Source organism: Rhodobacter viridis, from assembly GCF_003217355.1.
In the GTDB taxonomy this organism is placed as follows: domain Bacteria; phylum Pseudomonadota; class Alphaproteobacteria; order Rhodobacterales; family Rhodobacteraceae; genus Rhodobacter; species Rhodobacter viridis.
The window spans coordinates 542,607-559,229 of sequence record NZ_QJTK01000001.1 but is presented as its reverse complement, the minus strand read 5'-3'; the positions used below and the strand labels follow the sequence as shown (position 1 = coordinate 559,229).

The 16,623-nt window shown below is 63.7% G+C and carries 14 protein-coding genes and 2 tRNA genes; 7 read left to right on the top strand and 9 right to left on the bottom strand.

What is annotated here, in order from left to right:
* Positions 1–517 precede the first annotated feature (517 nt).
* The 5 genes from C8J30_RS02670 to C8J30_RS02650 all read left to right on the top strand — a co-directional run bounded on the left by C8J30_RS02670 (position 518) and on the right by C8J30_RS02650 (position 4,987).
* Positions 518–1,099, top strand: coding sequence for a recombinase family protein (locus C8J30_RS02670; RefSeq protein WP_110804157.1), 582 nt, complete (start codon positions 518–520; stop codon positions 1,097–1,099).
* A 773-nt stretch (positions 1,100–1,872) separates the two neighbouring features.
* Complete coding sequence (locus C8J30_RS02665) at positions 1,873–2,532, top strand: hypothetical protein (RefSeq protein WP_110804156.1); 660 nt, start codon at positions 1,873–1,875, stop codon at positions 2,530–2,532.
* A 23-nt stretch (positions 2,533–2,555) separates the two neighbouring features.
* Positions 2,556–3,071, top strand: a complete 516-nt coding sequence (locus C8J30_RS02660) for a ribonuclease H family protein (protein ID WP_146227851.1) — start codon at positions 2,556–2,558, stop codon at positions 3,069–3,071.
* Positions 3,068–3,940, top strand: coding sequence for a hypothetical protein (locus C8J30_RS02655; RefSeq protein WP_110804154.1), 873 nt, complete (start codon positions 3,068–3,070; stop codon positions 3,938–3,940). Before C8J30_RS02660 ends, C8J30_RS02655 begins: the two co-directional genes overlap by 4 nt.
* Positions 3,941–4,141: 201 nt before the next feature.
* Positions 4,142–4,987 carry a hypothetical protein gene (locus tag C8J30_RS02650; protein WP_110804153.1) on the top strand — a complete coding sequence of 282 codons (846 nt, stop codon included), beginning with the start codon at positions 4,142–4,144 and terminating at the stop codon, positions 4,985–4,987.
* On the opposite strand, the gene C8J30_RS02645 is transcribed toward C8J30_RS02650, so the two are convergent.
* From C8J30_RS02645 to C8J30_RS02615, 7 genes are all read right to left on the bottom strand, one after another.
* A complete protein-coding gene (locus C8J30_RS02645) occupies positions 4,981–6,129 on the bottom strand; it encodes a DNA cytosine methyltransferase (RefSeq protein ID WP_110804152.1) in 1,149 nt (382 codons plus the stop codon). The genes C8J30_RS02650 and C8J30_RS02645 overlap by 7 nt on opposite strands.
* Positions 6,130–6,271: 142 nt before the next feature.
* Entirely contained in the window at positions 6,272–7,978 is a 1,707-nt protein-coding gene (locus C8J30_RS02640) for a DUF6538 domain-containing protein (protein ID WP_146227850.1), read from the bottom strand.
* Positions 7,946–8,021: transfer RNA gene (locus tag C8J30_RS02635), tRNA-Val, on the bottom strand. The genes C8J30_RS02640 and C8J30_RS02635 overlap by 33 nt, the downstream gene beginning before the upstream one ends.
* Before the next feature lie 56 nt (positions 8,022–8,077).
* Entirely contained in the window at positions 8,078–8,998 is a 921-nt protein-coding gene (locus C8J30_RS02630) for a homoserine O-succinyltransferase (protein ID WP_110804150.1), read from the bottom strand.
* A 40-nt stretch (positions 8,999–9,038) separates the two neighbouring features.
* Positions 9,039–9,899, bottom strand: coding sequence for an ATPase (locus tag C8J30_RS02625; RefSeq protein WP_110804149.1), 861 nt, complete (start codon positions 9,897–9,899; stop codon positions 9,039–9,041).
* 25 nt (positions 9,900–9,924) lie between these two features.
* On the bottom strand, positions 9,925–10,839 hold the full coding sequence (locus tag C8J30_RS02620; RefSeq protein WP_110804148.1) for a DMT family transporter: 915 nt from the start codon (positions 10,837–10,839) through the stop codon (positions 9,925–9,927).
* A gap of 114 nt (positions 10,840–10,953) precedes the next feature.
* Positions 10,954–12,045 carry an OmpP1/FadL family transporter gene (locus tag C8J30_RS02615; RefSeq protein ID WP_245909687.1) on the bottom strand — a complete coding sequence of 364 codons (1,092 nt, stop codon included), beginning with the start codon at positions 12,043–12,045 and terminating at the stop codon, positions 10,954–10,956.
* Positions 12,046–12,787: 742 nt separating this feature from the next.
* Between C8J30_RS02615 and C8J30_RS02610 the strand changes: the two genes are divergently transcribed.
* A complete protein-coding gene (locus C8J30_RS02610; protein ID WP_110804147.1) occupies positions 12,788–13,753 on the top strand; it encodes a TDT family transporter in 966 nt (321 codons plus the stop codon).
* Between the two features lie 68 nt (positions 13,754–13,821).
* Complete coding sequence (gene guaB, locus C8J30_RS02605; RefSeq protein ID WP_110804146.1) at positions 13,822–15,270, top strand: IMP dehydrogenase; 1,449 nt, start codon at positions 13,822–13,824, stop codon at positions 15,268–15,270.
* A gap of 92 nt (positions 15,271–15,362) precedes the next feature.
* On the opposite strand, the gene C8J30_RS02600 is transcribed toward guaB, so the two are convergent.
* Complete coding sequence (locus C8J30_RS02600; protein ID WP_110804294.1) at positions 15,363–16,439, bottom strand: 2'-deoxycytidine 5'-triphosphate deaminase; 1,077 nt, start codon at positions 16,437–16,439, stop codon at positions 15,363–15,365.
* 75 nt (positions 16,440–16,514) lie between these two features.
* Positions 16,515–16,592: transfer RNA gene (locus C8J30_RS02595), tRNA-Pro, on the bottom strand.
* Positions 16,593–16,623 lie beyond the last annotated feature (31 nt).

The following is a 16,623-nucleotide window of genomic DNA, read 5'->3' as shown; positions in this document are numbered from 1 at the left end:
CGACTGCGATCCGGCCGCTTCGGCCCCGGTCCGACAAAAGACCTGCCCCGCAGATCGCATTGCGGGGGGCGTCGTCAGGATCAGGTCTCACGGGCTGCGATGGTGGGTGATGAGAGACTCGAAGTCCGCCCGCTCACCTGACGATACATTGATTTCAAAGGATTTTCCGGCGCCTCGGATGGTTCGGATGTATCAGGTCTATGTACCAGTCGTCAAAGGCTTGCCCGAGGATTTCGGCGGAAAAATCTGAGAGGTCAGCCCTCGACAGCGGATGCCGCGTGGTTCCCCCCGGTGGGGTCCGCGTCTGCTTGACCTTTCCCGGTTAGCGATCCTCGCCAGAACTACCGGCCCGATCAGCACGGCCCGCGTCCTCCACTGCCGGGCGCGTCTCGCAGGGCATGGTCTAGTGAGACGTCTCGGCCTCGCCCGAATTGCGTCTCACAGAAGTTGTCGTTGACATTTGGGACGGTGTGGCTGAGAACGTCTAAGACATTGTGAGACGACTTGGAGAGGCCCCATGCTGATCGGATATGCCCGCACCTCGACCCTCGACCAGAAAGCCGGGCTCGACGCCCAGCGGCGCGATCTGGATGCCGTCGGTTGCAAGAGGATCTTTGTTGAGCAGGTTTCCTCGGTTGACGTCGTCAGCCGCGCGCAGCTGGCCGAGGCGCTGGCCTTCGCGCGGGAAGGGGATACGCTCGTCGTCACCAAGCTTGACCGTCTGGCGCGCTCTGTGGCGCATCTGGTGGGCATTCTGGGGCAGCTTGAGGCGAAGGGCGTGGCGCTGCGCATCCTGTCCATGGGCATCGACACCGCGACGCCCACCGGCAAGCTGATGCTGACGATCCTCGGCGGCGTGGCCGAGTTCGAGCGCGAGATCATGCTGGAGCGCCAGCGCGAGGGGATCGCCAAGGCGAAGGCCGAAGGAAAATACAAGGGCCGTGCCCCCACCGCCCGCGCCAAGGCCGACGAGGTGTTGCGGCTGCACGCGGAAGGCATCGGCGGCACCGAGATCGCCAAGCGTTTGGGAATCGGTCGGGCCAGCGTCTATCGTATTCTTGGCGATGGGACAGCCGCGGAAACAACGACCGAGGCATGAGCGACAGGCCGGGCTCGGGCGCAAATCCGGGCACAGGCGCAGCGGCGCGACCGGCCAACCCCATGATGCCAAAGAGCTATCGGGCGTTTTCGCAGTAGATTTTCTATTTTTTGCGTCAACGCCATGATTTTGTTGAAAAATAGTTCTTGCGCGCTGGAGCGTGCTGCGTCATAAGCATGCTCCCCGGGCGCATTATGCCCGGTGCACCCCCACGGCTCCTTCCTTCTGGAACAGGCCGACCGCAACGACCGAACCGCAACCAGCCCTGCCCACCGCGCAGCGGCTCTTCCCGCAGATAGCCTGATTTCCGGGCGATGCTGCGGCCCTCGGCACTGCTTCAAACTCCCCATCGCCCGCCGGGTTTTCCGCGTCGGGCACCGCTCTTTCCGACTTCGCGGCGGCCGAGGTCGGCCCGGATGGCTGGCGCGTCTGACCCACGTCACGGGGCCACCGCAAGATAGACGGGGGTGGATGCCTCTGGCCCGATGGTCGCAATCCAATGCGTGAAGGGCAAGCCGTGAGAGCGGTTTCAGCGAGGTCCGGGGCTGAGGCCGCCCCGCTGATGATGCCCCGGCAGGGGCGAAACCACCCGTCGAGCGTCCGGCGCGACATTTCCACCTCGCCATTGGAGGCACCGCACGAAAATCGGCGCCATGACCCAGACGCAATCGCATAGCCAACCGTCCCTGTCTCTCTGGGGGTGGCTACAAATCCAAGGAGATCCACCTGAACCACAACACCCCCTCTCGACCCGGCAGCCGCGAGGTCACGCCATGACCGCGCGCATCTGCACCGTTCCGAACTGCGGCAGCCCCGCCGCATCCGACTTCTCCCCCCATTGCCGCCGCCACAAGAGAACGCTTCGGCGGCACGGTGCGCCCGATCAGAGCGGCGTTACCAAAACCGAACTGGCGCCTTATCTCGCGCGGATCGAAGCGCGGATCGCCAGAAACCCCACCAACGAGACCTGGCCCCTGATGGAGGAGATCTGGGCCAGCATCGTCGCCGAGGCCGGGGCCACCGCCAGCCGCCGCATCGGCAACCGCTATGAGCGCAGCGCCGCAAACGAGATCGTGTCCATTGCGCAGGACGTTTCACCGGCCACGGTGATCGCGACGGTTCTGGCTATGGTGCTGATGTGGCACGACCGGCCGTTGCGGTTTCGCACCGATGACGCCTTGCGGGTCCAGATCGCCCGGCGCGTTCGGGCCTTGTCGAGCCGCCATGTCGGGCTGCGCTACGATCACCGGACGGGCCAGCAGGTCCGCATCTACCGCGAGATGACGCCCAAGGCGGCGGCCATTCTCGGGCGCAAGCTGATGACCGCTTTCGGGGCCATCGGGCTGCGTCTGGCAGATCTTGACGCGCGCGACAGCAAGGCCGCGACCGAGGCGAAACAGCGGCTCGCCACCGCGATTTCTCAACTCCAGTGAAGGACGAACCTTTGAACAAAGCAATGACTGCGGCCCTGCCGCCCGTGCCCACCTGCATCGTGATCTACACCGGCAGTTCTTGCCAAACCCAAAGCGAAGTCGGCGGTCACGCCGCAATCCTGTGCCGCTACATCGACGGCGAACTTGCGAAACGCATGGACCGCACCGGCGGTGATGCCCAGACTACCAACAACCGCATGGACATGGTGGCGGTGATTGAGGGGCTGAAACAGATCAAGCTCGACGAAGCGCTGCCGATCTTCATTGTTTGCGGCGCACAGATCATCGTCAGGGGCATGACCGAGTGGCTGCCCGGATGGATTGCCAAGGGGTGGTGCAACGGCAAAGGCGAGAAGATCGGAAACGTCGATCTGTGGCAGGAGATCATCGAACTTTGCAACGGCCTGAATGTCACATTTCTGCACGCGAGCGGGCATTCTGGCGGCCCGCTTCAGGAGGAGGCTCACCGGCTTGCCGTGAAAGCGCGTGGGCAACGAAAGACGCGCAACGTGAAATTTATCAAAGGAGAGCCCGCATGACGATGATGCAACCGATCACGGCGAAACCGGGCTCCGTCGCCACGAGCGTGAGCCTCGACCAGATCACCGAGAGCGCTGAATTCAGCTTCCGCTCCGGGGGCACGGATGGGGTTCACGCGGCCGATCTTGCCAGCACGATCCGCAACACCGGGGGCGCGCTCGATCCGGTGCTCCTTTGGCAAACGCAAGCCGACGAGATCGGGGCCGAGGGCGTGCTGATCCTGCTCGACGGTGCGCACCGGCTGGCCGCCTATCGTTCGGTTCAGTGGTCGCAGCCGATCCCGGCCATTATTCTGATCGGCATGGGCCGCAGGGAGGCCCTCGGAGCGGCGCTCAAGGCGAACTCGAAGCGGACGCGGGGGCTCTCTCAGGTGGAACGAATGGACGCCGCATGGCGGCTTGTGCGCGAGCCGGAGAAGCCCCGCTACAAGGTCCGAGAGATCGCCGCCTGGGCAGACGTTGCGGGCAGCACCGTGGACAACATGCGGGCACGGTTCAAGGTGATGCATGAGGAGGGCATCGAGATCACCGGCTCTTGGGCATGGGACAGGCGAACGCGCGTCCCCGGCGCGGAAGATGAGGTCTGGCAGCTGAGCGAGGCCCAGCGCAATGCCGAAATCGACAAACTGGCGGGGGATCTGCGCGATCTGCTTGATCGCCGCAAGAACCCGGATCGGTTGATCCTGCGAGAAGAACAGGCGATCTGGGAAGCGATCTGCGTGGCCTTGGGCGAGAACACGATCAAGCACATGTTCGGTTATCTTCTCGGCAGCGAGGAAGCCGTAGATGACTGGGCCGCGCTGCGCAAGGCGAGTGAAGAAGCGCTGACCCTTCGCGCGGAAGACGACGACCCAGAACCCCAGTTCTGAGCACGAAAACGCCCATGTAGTAAGAACACCTATTTGGGCGTTTTCATCGCCACACATGAGGCGGCCGGGGCAGCAACACCCCGGCCGCTCGGTTGAACCAGGTCACGAGTCGACAGCTCAGGCCACTGTGCGCAATCTGCTTTTGGAATCGGGCCATCTCTGGTTGTATGTGCTTGAATCTGAACAAGCCGAGAGATTTTCATGATTGGCCCCGAAGCTTTTGCCCGTTCTTTGAGTATCCCATCGGTCAAGAGCAAAGCTGACGGGTCAATGTGGCAATATCATAGTCGCAGCGATGACCATTCCAAAAAGGCGTGCTGGCTGGTCATGCTCGACCTGCTCCTGAACTGTCCGCTGCTTCGCAAACACGTGTCCGAGGGGAAAGTGTATTTCGGCATCAATCACGAGATGCGAGATTTTCAGCAAAACCGGAAAAAGGATCTCGATCTCGTTCTGTGCGTTGGCGCGGCTTCTCCTAAGAGCAGCCTTCCGACATTTGACGCCTTGGCTGAACCCTACGGCATCGTGCTGACCCCTGAAGAACAGGCACAGCTCAACGAATTGCCGTCACTCAGACAAGCGCCCGTCGGATCCGTTCTGGTCGCGCTTGAAGCCAAGGCGTGCATGACTGAACATGTGAAAGCGCGGCCGAGGCTGTTTGACGAACTCAATTCCTCGCATCTGACGATTCATGGTGCCACGGATGAGGCAATCGCGGTGGGTTTGGTGGTCGTGAACTTTGCGGACAGCTTCATCAGTCCCGGCAAGGCTCCAGACGCATCAGGTGCACGCCCATTCAACATCCATCGTCAACCAGGCGTCACTGAGCGGGTGCTTGAGAAGGTTGGCGAGCTTCCGAGACGTTCGGCAACAGGTCGCGAGGGGTTCGATGCGCTGGCGGCTGTTCTTGTCGATTGCAGAAATGACGGCCATCCGGTCTCACTCGTGACTGCACCGCCCGCTCCACAGCCCGGCGACAATCTCTATTACGATTCAATGATCCTTCGGATTGCGCAACTCTACGCCACCCGGTTCGTACATCACTGAGCGGCGATTGACAGCGGCTCCATCGTGTCCAGATGAGCCCGAACGCGATCCAAGAAGCCCGGGGCGAACCGCAACGAGCTGCTCTCTGCACGCTTAAGAAAGCCCCGTGTCGCTCTGCTTGAGAGTGGTGTGCCGGGGAAATTCAGAAACTCGTGCAGATCGGCGCGTTCCCGATAGAGCGGTGCGCTTCCAATTTCTACCGCAAGCCGTCCGAGGTCGGATCCGGCGGCAGCCTTTGGCCAGCGGGTGTTATCTGCCAAGGGCCGCTCGCGTTCTCTGTCGCATTTCCCCGGCTCAGCCAAGCGCTTGCCCAGCCATTCGGCAACTGGGACCGTCACCGCATTTCCGACCAGGGACCAACGGAAAGAGCTTCTGTCAACCGACTCTGCGGCGGCCGTCCAGCCAGGTTCGAAGCCCTGAAGCCTCTCGGCGTCTCGAATGTCCGGCTTGATGATGTTGCCATTCGGAAGCAGGATTGCGGGCGGTGATGAAATACCAACTGTCGACCCGTTTTTCAGTGTCGGAATCCCGTTTGGCGCCCAGCCGAGGCCCCGGGTGCCTTCAGTCCAGTAAAACCCGTGGGCGTGGGTCTCCAGCGACGTCGTTTGTTCGGGCCACTCGGCGTTATCCGCAAACAGAACATCGCGCGGATCAATGTCATTCAGAGTGGCGACAAGGAAGACCCGCTCCCGACGCTGTTGCAGGAATGCCAGCGAATTGACGACGCGATAGGCCCAGCGATAGCCTCGTTCCTCAAACGCCTCCACAAGTCGCGTCATCGCTTGTCCGCGATTGAGCTGGAGCATGAAGGACACGTTCTCCAAGACAACTACCGGCACGCGCCTTTTGTCGATGAGGCGAAAAACGTTGGACACAAGGCCAGAACGCGAGCCCTCGATCCCATGCGTCCGACCTGCTTGGCTCAAGTCCTGGCAGGGGAAACCTGCCGCCAGAATCTCGGTATCTTCAGGCAGATCCTCAAGCTTGCTGATGTCTGGAGAAAGCGGCACGCCCGGAAACTGCTTCTGAAGAACGGCGCGCGCTGGCTCCCATATTTCGCACAGGTGAACGGAATGGTGCCCCGCGCGCGCGAGGCCAAGCTCAAGCCCACCAATTCCCGCAAAGAGGCCAGCAACTTTCATTTCCGAAGCCTTCGTCGAACTTTCGCGTTTCCTAGAGGGTGCTGCGGGGATGTGATCCGCACAGCGATTTGCCGCTCGAATGTCGTATCATACCACTGGTAAGAACTCGAGCCCCTATTTTCTGTAGATCCGTTCCATCCGCTCAGCCAACAAAAGGCCCCACCTTCCTCATCTCGGCCGCCAGCCCCGGCAGCATGACCTCGCTCTTTCCATAACCAGCGGCAGACCCGCCACCAGAGCGGCCGGTCAGATAGAGCCGGGCGGCGTCCAGCATTCCGGCGACCAGCGCCTTGTCTTCGAAGAGGTGGCGCCAGCCGTGGCTCGGGGCGAGTTCGGGGCGCGTCAGGCCGACCTTCTCGCGCACCCATGTGGCCACGTTCCCCTGTGACCGGCGCGGGAACAGGCGTTCCTCCGGGTGTTCCCTGTGGCTCTCGACGAAGACGATCAGACCCTCGGTGACCAGATCGGGGTGAACAGGCACTCGGCGCTCGCTGTGCCGGTTCTTCAGCGTTTTGCCGCCCATCGTTGTGAGCCGATAGAACCAGTCCTCGCCGACCTTGAAGAAATCGCCGGGCGTCAGTTGCGCCACCTCGTTGACCCTTGCGCCAGAATACGCGCACAGCCACGGCAGCCAGCGCAGTTCCGGCCGGGTTTCGGTACGGGCGGCGCGCAGGATCGCCTCGGCCTCGGCCAGCGTCAGGGTGCGCAGATCGCTCGCCACCGGGGCCGCCTCGGGCAACTGCACGAACTCTAACGGATTGCCCATCGGGAATAATTCGCCAAGGCTTTGGCGCCGCCCGTGCTCGACCACCGAGCGGACATTCTGCAACCGCTGGCGGATGGAATTGTTCGACAGCTTCGCCTCAGTCAGCATGGCATTCAGCCAAGCCTCGGCCTCGCGTGCAGTGACCGTGGTCATGTCATCTGAACCACGGAAGGCAACGAACTCGGCGCATTCCCGGCGGTACTTGCGTTCGGTGTCTGGGCGTACCGGGGCCGCATTCCGGCCTTTCGCCTTGGCTGCAACCCATAGGTCGATGACGCCCGAGAAGGTCAGCTTGGGCGGTTGCTTTGACGGTTCGGGCGCGGGTTTGGTGATCGGCAGTTCCAGCGCGGGATATTGCGATGCCTTGCCCTGCTGGGAATAGTCGCCAAGCGCTTTCGCTTCGTTCACCTTCGCAGCATCGTCCATGGCATCGGCGATATGCCGAAGCAGGGGCAGCCGTGACTCGGGCGCAAGGAGGATGCCCTTGTGCGCGAGAAAGGCGTCCATGATCCGGCCGAAGCGTGCGTTCAGGCTGGCCTCAAGCTGCGCGTCCTTGCCGATCAACGGCATCGACATTCTTCCCGCCTTGGCAGCTGCATTGACCTCCTGCACATTCTGCCAGCGTTCCGGGCGTCCCGGTTCTTCATCGAAAGCGTCGACCCAGACCGCCCGCAGCGCCCCGGCCAAGGCGAGGCTCTGCTTGTGGGTCAGCGGCTGCGGCCCCTTGCGCACGGTCTCCCAATGCGCTTCCAAAGCCGCGAGAGCGACGGCGAAGCGGGTCTTGGCTTCCTTGGGGTCTTTGGTGCGCAGTGACACCTTCACCGGGCCATTGATCCGTACTGCGCAGGACGTGCCGCCCACCGGCACCGAAACGCTCTTGCCGCGCACCTTCCGGGCCACGTCAGTGGGCACATGAACGCGCAGATAGTAGGTCGAGCCGATCAGAACCGGGGCTGGCATTTTGATTCCCATATGTACCACCTCTATGTACCAGTAGAGGCGCGGATTTGCCTTTATCGGCAATTCCTTATGGAAATCAACGGGCTGCGATGGTGGGTGATGAGAGACTCGAACTCCCGACATCCTCGGTGTAAACGAGGCGCTCTACCAACTGAGCTAATCACCCGGTGCGGTGCTCTTAGCCTGCGAAGCCCCTCAACCGCAAGGGCTATCCGGGGCGGATCAGCGGCCGATCTGCGCCAGATCGTAGGGCGTGTCCTGATAGATCGCATTCACCCAGTTGCCGTAAAGCAGATGCGCGTGGCTGCGCCAGCGGTTCGTCGGCGTCTGGGAGGGATTGTCGTCGGGATAGTAGTTCGCGGGCACGTTGATCGGTTTGCCGGCCGCCGCGTCACGATCATATTCGTCCTTCAGCGTCGTGCTGTCGTATTCAAAGTGGTTGAACACATAAAGCGCGCGGTGGCAGGTGTCCTCGACGAGGCAAGGCCCGGTCTCGTCGCCCGCGATCAGCGTGCGCAGGCCTGCCCGGTCCAGCTCGTCCTGTTTCATCTCGGTCCAGCGGCTCACCGGCACCAGAACGTCATCGGAAAAGCCCCGCAGATAGGGCGAGGTCGGCGCGAGATTGCGGTGACGGAAACAGCCGAACGCCTTGGCGTCGAGCATGTGCTTCGCCACGCCGTGGAAGTGATAGGCCATCGCCATGCCGCCCCAGCACACGCCGAAGGTCGAAAAGACATGGCTTTGCGTCCAGTCGAAGACGCGCTGCAGTTCGTCCCAATAGGTCACCTCCTCGAAGGCGAGGTGCTCGATCGGGGCGCCGGTGACGATCAGCCCGTCGAATTTCTCGCCCGTGGCCTCGATCTCGGCGAAGGGGCGATAGAATTCGGCCATGTGCTCGGCGGCGGTGTTCTTCGTCTGATGCTCGGTCATCCGGATCAGCTGGAAATCGATCTGGATCGGCGTCGCGCCGATCAGCCGGGCGAACTGGTTTTCGGTCTGGATCTTCTTCGGCATCAGATTGAGCAACCCGATCCGCAGCGGCCGGATTTCCTGCCGCGCCGCACGCTCGGGCGTCATCACCATCACGCCTTCCTGCGACAGGATGTCGAAGGCGGGCAGCGTGGCAGGGAGCGTGATGGGCATTGTCTTTCCGATACTTGTCAGGCGAAGTTGAAACAGGGCCTCAGGCCGGAAGAGCCGAGGCAATCAACGATGTAAGGTCTTTCTCGTCACGCACAAGGGCGACATCTGACGCAGCCACCTTGATCCCCCAGTTGCGCGCCATCGCCGCGTAGCGCGGCTGCCGGTGATCGAGCGCCTGACGATAGGTCCAGCGGATGAAGTCGTCGGGGTTGACCTCGTCTTCGCGCAGGCCACGCTCGACCCGGTATTGCAGCCATTTCTTGTCCAGAAACGCGGGCTGGTAATACATCGGCTTCGGCGCGCGGTCGAAGCGGCGGACAAGCTCGTCGGTGTGCTCGGCGCTGCCCTCGATCCAGACCATCAGCAGATGCTCGGAGAGTTCCTTCATGATCGGATCGGCGGAGTTCTCGGGGTCGACCACCTCGCAGATCGAGCCGCCGCAGTCGCAGACGAAATTCGGCAGCCCGTAGATCGCCTGCGAGCGCTCGATGAAATAGGTCGTGTCCATCAGCGCGGCCTGTTCGGCGCCGCGGTGCTGGTTCTGGCGGATCATGTACTCTTCGAAGGTCAGCCCACCCTTCGCCTCGGACCCCGGCTTGCCCAGATAGGTGGAGAGCGGCGCAAGGTTGTCGAAGGTGATGTTCGAGGCGATATAGACCGAATCCGACAAGAGCAGTTCGGCGAGGAAGGGGTTCTTCATCGCCTCGCGCTTGAAGTTGTCGGCGATATATTCGCCCATGTAGCGCGTGCCGATGCGGTAATCGACCGAGTAGTGAAACCAGCCCGTGGGCGAGGCGCGCAGCATGTTCGCGAGATAGGTCTTGCCCAGCCCCGACATGCCGAAGAACAGCACCCGTTTGCGGCTGGCCGCCAGCCATTCGGCGCGGTTTGCGTAGATCATGCTTACCCCCTGTTTCGGCCTCGGTTTAGCGCGGGGCGCGCACGGCGTCACGCGGTTTTGGCCGCGAATTGGTGAGCCAAAGCCCCGCAGCCAGCACGGCGAAACCGACAAGCGCATGCGGGCCGAGGCGTTCGTCATAAACGAGCGCCCCGGCGACGATGGCGACGGGCGGGATCAGCAGGGTGACGAGCGAGAGATTGCCCGCTCCGGCAAGTTTCAGGATCCGGTAATAAATCAGATAGGCCAGCGCCGAGCAGCCAAGCGCGAGCCAGATCAGCCCGGCCCAGACCTGCGGGGCGTAGTGAAAGCTCGGTACGCCCTCGACGATCAGCATCGCCGGGGCGAGCCAGACCACGCCACCTGTCAGCATGCCGGCCGCCGCGACCTCGGGGGCAAGGCCGACGATCGCTTTTCGCGCATAGGCGCCCGCGAAGCCATAGGTGATCGAGGCGCCGATGATCGCCCATTGCGCGGCCGAGGCGAGGGTGAAGCCGGTCAGCGCCTCGGGGCCGATGGCCAGGACGACGCCGACAAAGCCGAGCCCCACACCCGCCAGGCGGCGCCGCGTCAGCGGTTCGTCGGGGAAAACCGCGGCGGCGACAAGGACGCCGAACAGCGCGGTCGAGGCGTTGAGGATCGCGGCCAGACCGCTGTCGATATGCTGCTGGCCCCAGACGATCAGCGAGAAGGGAATGGCATTGTTCAGCGCCCCCATGATCAGGAAGCGCAGGATGTAGCGCGGGTCTTGCGGCAGCGGCAGGCGGCGGATGGCCACCCAGAGCCATAGCAGAGCGGCGCCTCCGGTGACGCGGATGGTGACGGTGGTCAGGAAGCCGGTGCCGGTCAGCGCGGCGCGGTTCGACAGGAACGAGGTGCCCCAGATCAGGGCAAGGGCGGCCAGAAGCGCCCAGGCGAGCGGGGGGATGCGGCTGGTGGTCATGGCGCAAACCTAGCCGGGGCAGGGCGGGCGGACCACCCGGAACTTGTGCCAAACACAATGCGAAAGGCCCGCACGCAGGCGGGCCTTTGCAGGATTTCGGAAGACCTCGAAGGATCAGAAGGTGATGCCGACGCGCACGCCCGCGCCCCAGCCCGAGTTGTCCGAGAACTTGCCGCTGACCGGCGCGTTGGTGGTCGCATCGCCGATATCGACATAACGCACGCCGCAGGTCACCTTGACGTTGTCGCTCGCCTGATAGGTGCCCGCGATCGCGATCGAGCGGAAGCCGTCGGTCGGCCCGAGGTTCCCGGTCGTTTGCCCGCTGCTGCCCTCGTAGCCAAGCACCACGGCCCCCGACCACTTGTCGTTGAACTTGCGCCCGACGCCGAGCGAATAGGTGGTGGTGTTGCTCTTGTAGGCGACGAGCGGGTCCTGATCGAGAAAGGCCGGACTGGTGTAGATTTCGGGCGAAATCTCGAACTGCTTCCAATGCACCCAGCGCACCGAGCCGAACACCAGCGTGTCCTTGGCGACGCCGGTCTGGAATTCGAGGTTCACCGACTCGGGGATCGTGGTGCTGAAGGTCGTGTCGAAGGACAGCGGTCCGGCCAGCGGATGCACGAAGTTTTCGTTGGCGTCGAAGTCATGCGTGATCTTCGAGTTGTAGGTCAGCGCGACCCGGGCGGCGATTTCGGGTTTTTCCCACGCCACGCCGACGAGATAGCCGAAGTCCGTCTCGGTCGAGGAGCTCATCTGATACGAGGCGACGGCCGGCAGGCTGACGACGCCATTCGTGCGCAGCGCCCGGACCCCGCCGATCATCGAGACATTCTGCGGCAGCTTGTAGCGCATCATCGCGGTCAGCGACATGTTGTCGATCGTCGCCGTCGAGCCCGAAATCGGATAGAGCGTCCCGGCCGCGTAATCCACGTTGGCGCCGATTGCATTTTCGAACACGAGCGCGAAATCGATCTTCTCGTTCAGCGCACGTTTGTAGCCGAAGCTGTAGGTGCCGTAGTCGCCGGCCATGTCGCCGGAGTTGACAAGACCGCCCGCGACCGAGCCCGACACCTCAGGCCGGAAGCCGCCGACGTTGAACTCGGCATAGTTGCCTTTCTCGAACAGGATCGCCGTCGACTGGCTGGACCGTTCGATCCCCCCCGCGGTGGCGGCAGTGGCGCCAAGGGCGAGGGCGCTGGCCGTCATCAGTATTTTTTTCATGTTGATTCTCATCCCTAGAGTGTGTGGAACTCTTCTCCCGAGGCTGACCCTATCACGCTGTTAAGGTGAATCAATTCGGGCTGCGGCCTTACGTCACGTCCGCGTGAGCTTACCGTAAGGTCATGTTGCCGAACTGCCACGAAATCATGTGAACTCAACGGTTTGGTTTTGCCCGACAAAGCGCGGTCGGACGCTGGGTCGACCCAAACCGGATCCGGCGTGCCGGGTTTGCCAGCTTCTCCACACCGATGCATGGCATGCAATTCAGGGTTGAGTCGTTTGCGGCGGATGGCCTTACGGCAGCGCGTGCGGGAGCGCCGCAATCGCCACGCCGCCAAGCCAGAGCAAGGGCAGCAGAACTGATAGCCAAAGCTGCGGCGCTGGCGCCATTGACGATGCCGAAACGGCCAGAACGGCGGCTTTTGGCGAGGGCGGGTATTGTTTCCGTTTGTTGCGCATTTGGTCCTCCCTGGGACCATTAGCGGCTAATATGGTAAACAGTTTCTTAACAAACGGCGGTCAAGGCGCGGCGAAAGCCTTGTATCGTTGCATTTCCCGGGCAGGCCTCGCCAACGGTCGGCCCGGGCTGGCCGCGCCAAATCCTGCGACAAGCCGTCCGCTGCGGTTTTGCCCTTTCTTTGCCATAGTTCTTCTGCAAGATTTTAAACAAATATGACGCAAGTTGAACCAAACCAATTTGCAGCCCAAAGTTGAGGCAGGACACACGATGGCTCCCGTTTCCCCGAAACCGACGCCGCCCGGGCTGTGGCGGCGCACTCCCCCCGCGATCTTTCCGCCCGCGCTTGGGCTTGCGGCTCTGGCGCTGGGGTGGCGCAAGGCCGGACAGGTCTTCGATCTGCCCCCCGCGGTGGGCGAGGCGCTGAGCGGTGCGGTGACGCTGCTGTGCGCCTTCGTGTTCCTGACCTATCTCGTCAAGGTTCTGCGCCGCCCCTCGGTCGTGCTCGAGGATCTGCGCATCCTGCCGGGCCGTGCCGGGCTCGCTGCGGCAATGCTGATGCTCTATCTGATGGCCGCGGCGATCGGCCCCTATCTGCCCGCGGCGGCGCTGGCGGTTCTGGCGACGGGGGCGGGGCTGCATGTGATGCTCACGGTGGCGATGCTTTACGTCTTCGCCACCGGCCCGGCCGAGCAGCGCCGGGTCAACCCGACCTGGCATCTGCTGTTCTCGGGCTGGATCGTGGCGGCGCTCGTCTCGGCGCAACTCGGGCTGACGATGATCGCGATCGGGCTTTTCTGGGTCGCGCTGGCGCTGGCGGTGGCGATCTGGGTCGTGTCCTTGCAGCAGTTCTCGCGCGAGACGGTTCCGGCGCCGCTGCGCCCGCTTCTGGCGATCCACCTTGCGCCCGTTGCCGTGATCGGCACCACGGCGTCGCTTCTGGGCGCGGTCGCGATGTCTTACGTCTTCGCGATGAGCGCGGGGCTGCTGCTGCTCTTCTTCGTCGTGCGGGTGCGCTGGCTGCTGGCGGCGGGCTTCACGCCGCTTTGGGGGGCGCTGACCTTCCCGCTCGTGGCGACCGCCTCGCTCTGGTTGACGATGGGGGATGAGCTGCGTTTGCCGGGCGGGGTTGCGCTGATCGCGGCCACGCTGATCGTGCCGCCGATTGCGGTGCGGATCTACAAGATGTGGGCGAAGGGCGAATTGGCGCTGAAAACCGGGGCCGCCATCGCCTGAGGGCTTGCGTCGGGGGCCAAGCCATGAAACAGGGACGTGCCAACCGTTCCCTGCCGATGGAGACCCCCATGCAGATTCGCGAGGCCCTCACCTTCGATGATGTCCTTCTGGTTCCCGCAGCCTCGTCCGTGCTGCCCTCGGAGGCTGACGTTTCCACGCGCGTCACGCGCTCGATCCGTCTGAACATCCCGCTCCTGTCCTCGGCGATGGACACCGTGACCGAGGCGAACATGGCGATCGCCATGGCGCAGGCGGGCGGCATGGGGGTGATCCATCGCAACCTGAACATCGATCAGCAGGCGGCCGAAGTGCGGCGGGTGAAGCGCTTTGAATCGGGCATCGTCTACAACCCGATCACGCTGACGGCCGAGCAGACGCTGGCCGATGCCAAGGTGCTGCGCGAACGTTACAACGTCTCGGGCTTTCCGGTCGTCGATGGGACGGGCAAGGTCGTCGGCATCGTGACGAACCGCGACATGCGCTTTGCCACCGACGATGCGACCCCGGTTTCGGCGATGATGACGCGCGAAAACCTTGCCATGCTGCGCGAACCGGCCGATCGCGACGAGGCGATGAAGCTGATGAAGGCGCGCCGGATCGAGAAGCTTCTGGTGGTAAATGCCGAGGGCAAGCTGACCGGTCTTCTGACGCTGAAGGACAGCGAGCATTCGGTGCTGCACCCGCTCGCCTGCAAGGACGACAAGGGCCGTCTGCGCGTCGCCGCCGCCTCGACCGTGGGCGATGCGGGCTATGAACGCTCGGTCGCGCTGATCGAGGCGGGCTGCGATCTGATCGTCATCGACACCGCGCATGGCCATTCCGAGGGCGTGGCGAAGGCCGTCGAGCGGATCAAGGTCTATGCGCCGGGCATTCAGGTCTGCGCGGGCAACGTCGCGACGGCCGAGGCGACGCGTGCGCTGATCGGGGCGGGCGCGGATGCGGTCAAGGTCGGCATCGGTCCGGGCTCGATCTGCACGACGCGGATCGTGGCCGGCGTCGGCGTGCCGCAACTGACGGCGATCATGGACGCCTGCGCGGGCGCGGGCGACATTCCGATCATCGCCGATGGCGGCATCAAGTTCTCGGGCGATTTTGCCAAGGCGATCGCGGCGGGAGCGTCCTGCGCGATGGTGGGCTCTGCGATCGCGGGCACCGACGAATCCCCGGGCGAGGTGATCCTCTATCAGGGCCGGTCCTACAAATCCTACCGCGGCATGGGCTCGCTTGGCGCGATGGCGCGCGGCTCGGCCGACCGCTACTTCCAGAAGGACGCGGCCTCGGACAAGCTCGTTCCCGAGGGGATCGAGGGGCAGGTGCCCTACAAGGGTCCGGTCGCGGCGGTGCTGCACCAGATGGTGGGCGGCTTGCGTGCGGCGATGGGCTACACCGGCCATGCCACGGTCGAGAAAATGCGCGGCGGCTGCGAGTTCGTGCGCATCACCGGCGCGGGTCTGAAGGAAAGCCACGTCCATGACGTGCAGATCACCCGCGAAAGCCCGAACTACCGGATCGGCTGATCGGGGAACCAGACATGAGCAAGGCCGGGGCAAGCGTCCCGGCCTTTCGTATTTCCCCCTTGCGGGAGACAGGTGCCTCGGACAGGCGCCGCTCACCCGGCCCGGAAATGCTTGGCGAGCTTCAGGCCTTGCCCCTGATAGTTCGAGGCGATCCCCGCGCCGTAAAGCCGCTCCGGCCGCCCGGCCATGCGCTCGTAGACGAGCCGACCCACGACCTGCCCGTGCTCCAGCACGAAAGGCGCCTCGTGGCAGCGCACTTCCAGAACGCCTTTCGAGCCTTCACCGCCCGCCGCGCCATGACCGAAGCCCGGATCGAAGAAGCCCGCGTAATGGACGCGGAATTCCCCGACCATGGCCAGATAGGGCGCCATCTCGGCGGCGAAATCGGGCGGGATCACCACCGCCTCGCGGCTCACCAGAATGTAAAACGCGCCGGGGTCGAGGATGATCCGCCCCTCGCGCGTGCGCACCTCTTCCCAGAAGGCGCTGGCGGGGTAATGCGCGATCCGGTCAAGGTCGATCACCCCGGTATGCGGCTTCGCGCGGTAGCCCACCAGATCGCCCGTCTCGGGGCGCAGATCGACCGAGAAGCCCAAGCCATGGTCGATCACCGCCTCGCCGCTGACGAGCGGTTCGGCCGCATGCAACAGTTTCAGTTCCGCATCGCTCAGCGCCGCCTGACCCGCGCGAAAGCGGATCTGATTGAGCCGCATTCCCGGCCGCACCAGCACCGAAAACGAGCGCGGGCAGATCTCGGCGTAGAGCGGCCCGGTGTAACCCTCTGGAATGCGGTCGAATTCCGTGCCGTCATCGGTGATCACCCGGGTCAGCAGATCCAGCCGCCCGGTCGAGCTTTTCGCATTGCTGACCGCCGTCAGCCCCATCGGCAGGGCCAGATGTTCCATCAGCGGCACGAGATAGACACAGCCCTTTTCCAGCACCGCGCCATCGGCAAGGCTCATCCGGTGCATCTCGAGCTCGGCCAGCTTGGTGTCGACCCGCTGGCCCCGGCCCGCCAGAAACGAGGCGCGGATGCGATAGGCGACGGTGCCAAGGCGCAGATCAAGGCTTGCTGGCTGGACCTGTTCAGGGGTGATCGGACGCTCGGCGGCAATCTCGCCGCGGGCGATCATCGCGCGCAAGGCACTGTCGGGAAGAACGCCTTGCATCATCGGGACCCCGGCAATTCTGTTTCGTTCAAATGAAGAAGCCGCCCACTCCGGAAGGAGCAGACGGCTTCTTTATGGTCGGGCCGGTGAGATTCGAACTCACGACCTTCCGCCCCCCAGACGGACGCGCTAACCAGGCTGCGCCACGGCCCGACGAGGGGCATATAGGGCCATTGCGCGGTCG

Excerpts from the sequence above, each read along its gene's own strand:
- C8J30_RS02670 (WP_110804157.1), top strand. The coding sequence starts at position 518 with ATGCTGATCGGATATGCCCGCACCTCGACCCTCGACCAGAAAGCCGGG.
- C8J30_RS02665 (WP_110804156.1), top strand. The coding sequence starts at position 1,873 with ATGACCGCGCGCATCTGCACCGTTCCGAACTGCGGCAGCCCCGCCGCA.
- C8J30_RS02660 (WP_146227851.1), top strand. The coding sequence starts at position 2,556 with ATGACTGCGGCCCTGCCGCCCGTGCCCACCTGCATCGTGATCTACACC.
- C8J30_RS02655 (WP_110804154.1), top strand. The coding sequence starts at position 3,068 with ATGACGATGATGCAACCGATCACGGCGAAACCGGGCTCCGTCGCCACG.
- C8J30_RS02650 (WP_110804153.1), top strand. The coding sequence starts at position 4,142 with ATGATTGGCCCCGAAGCTTTTGCCCGTTCTTTGAGTATCCCATCGGTC.
- C8J30_RS02645 (WP_110804152.1), bottom strand. The coding sequence starts at position 6,129 with ATGAAAGTTGCTGGCCTCTTTGCGGGAATTGGTGGGCTTGAGCTTGGC.
- C8J30_RS02640 (WP_146227850.1), bottom strand. The coding sequence starts at position 7,978 with ATGTCGGGAGTTCGAGTCTCTCATCACCCACCATCGCAGCCCGTTGAT.
- C8J30_RS02630 (WP_110804150.1), bottom strand. The coding sequence starts at position 8,998 with ATGCCCATCACGCTCCCTGCCACGCTGCCCGCCTTCGACATCCTGTCG.
- C8J30_RS02625 (WP_110804149.1), bottom strand. The coding sequence starts at position 9,899 with ATGATCTACGCAAACCGCGCCGAATGGCTGGCGGCCAGCCGCAAACGG.
- C8J30_RS02620 (WP_110804148.1), bottom strand. The coding sequence starts at position 10,839 with ATGACCACCAGCCGCATCCCCCCGCTCGCCTGGGCGCTTCTGGCCGCC.
- C8J30_RS02615 (WP_245909687.1), bottom strand. The coding sequence starts at position 12,045 with ATGACGGCCAGCGCCCTCGCCCTTGGCGCCACTGCCGCCACCGCGGGG.
- C8J30_RS02610 (WP_110804147.1), top strand. The coding sequence starts at position 12,788 with ATGGCTCCCGTTTCCCCGAAACCGACGCCGCCCGGGCTGTGGCGGCGC.
- guaB (WP_110804146.1), top strand. The coding sequence starts at position 13,822 with ATGCAGATTCGCGAGGCCCTCACCTTCGATGATGTCCTTCTGGTTCCC.
- C8J30_RS02600 (WP_110804294.1), bottom strand. The coding sequence starts at position 16,439 with ATGCAAGGCGTTCTTCCCGACAGTGCCTTGCGCGCGATGATCGCCCGC.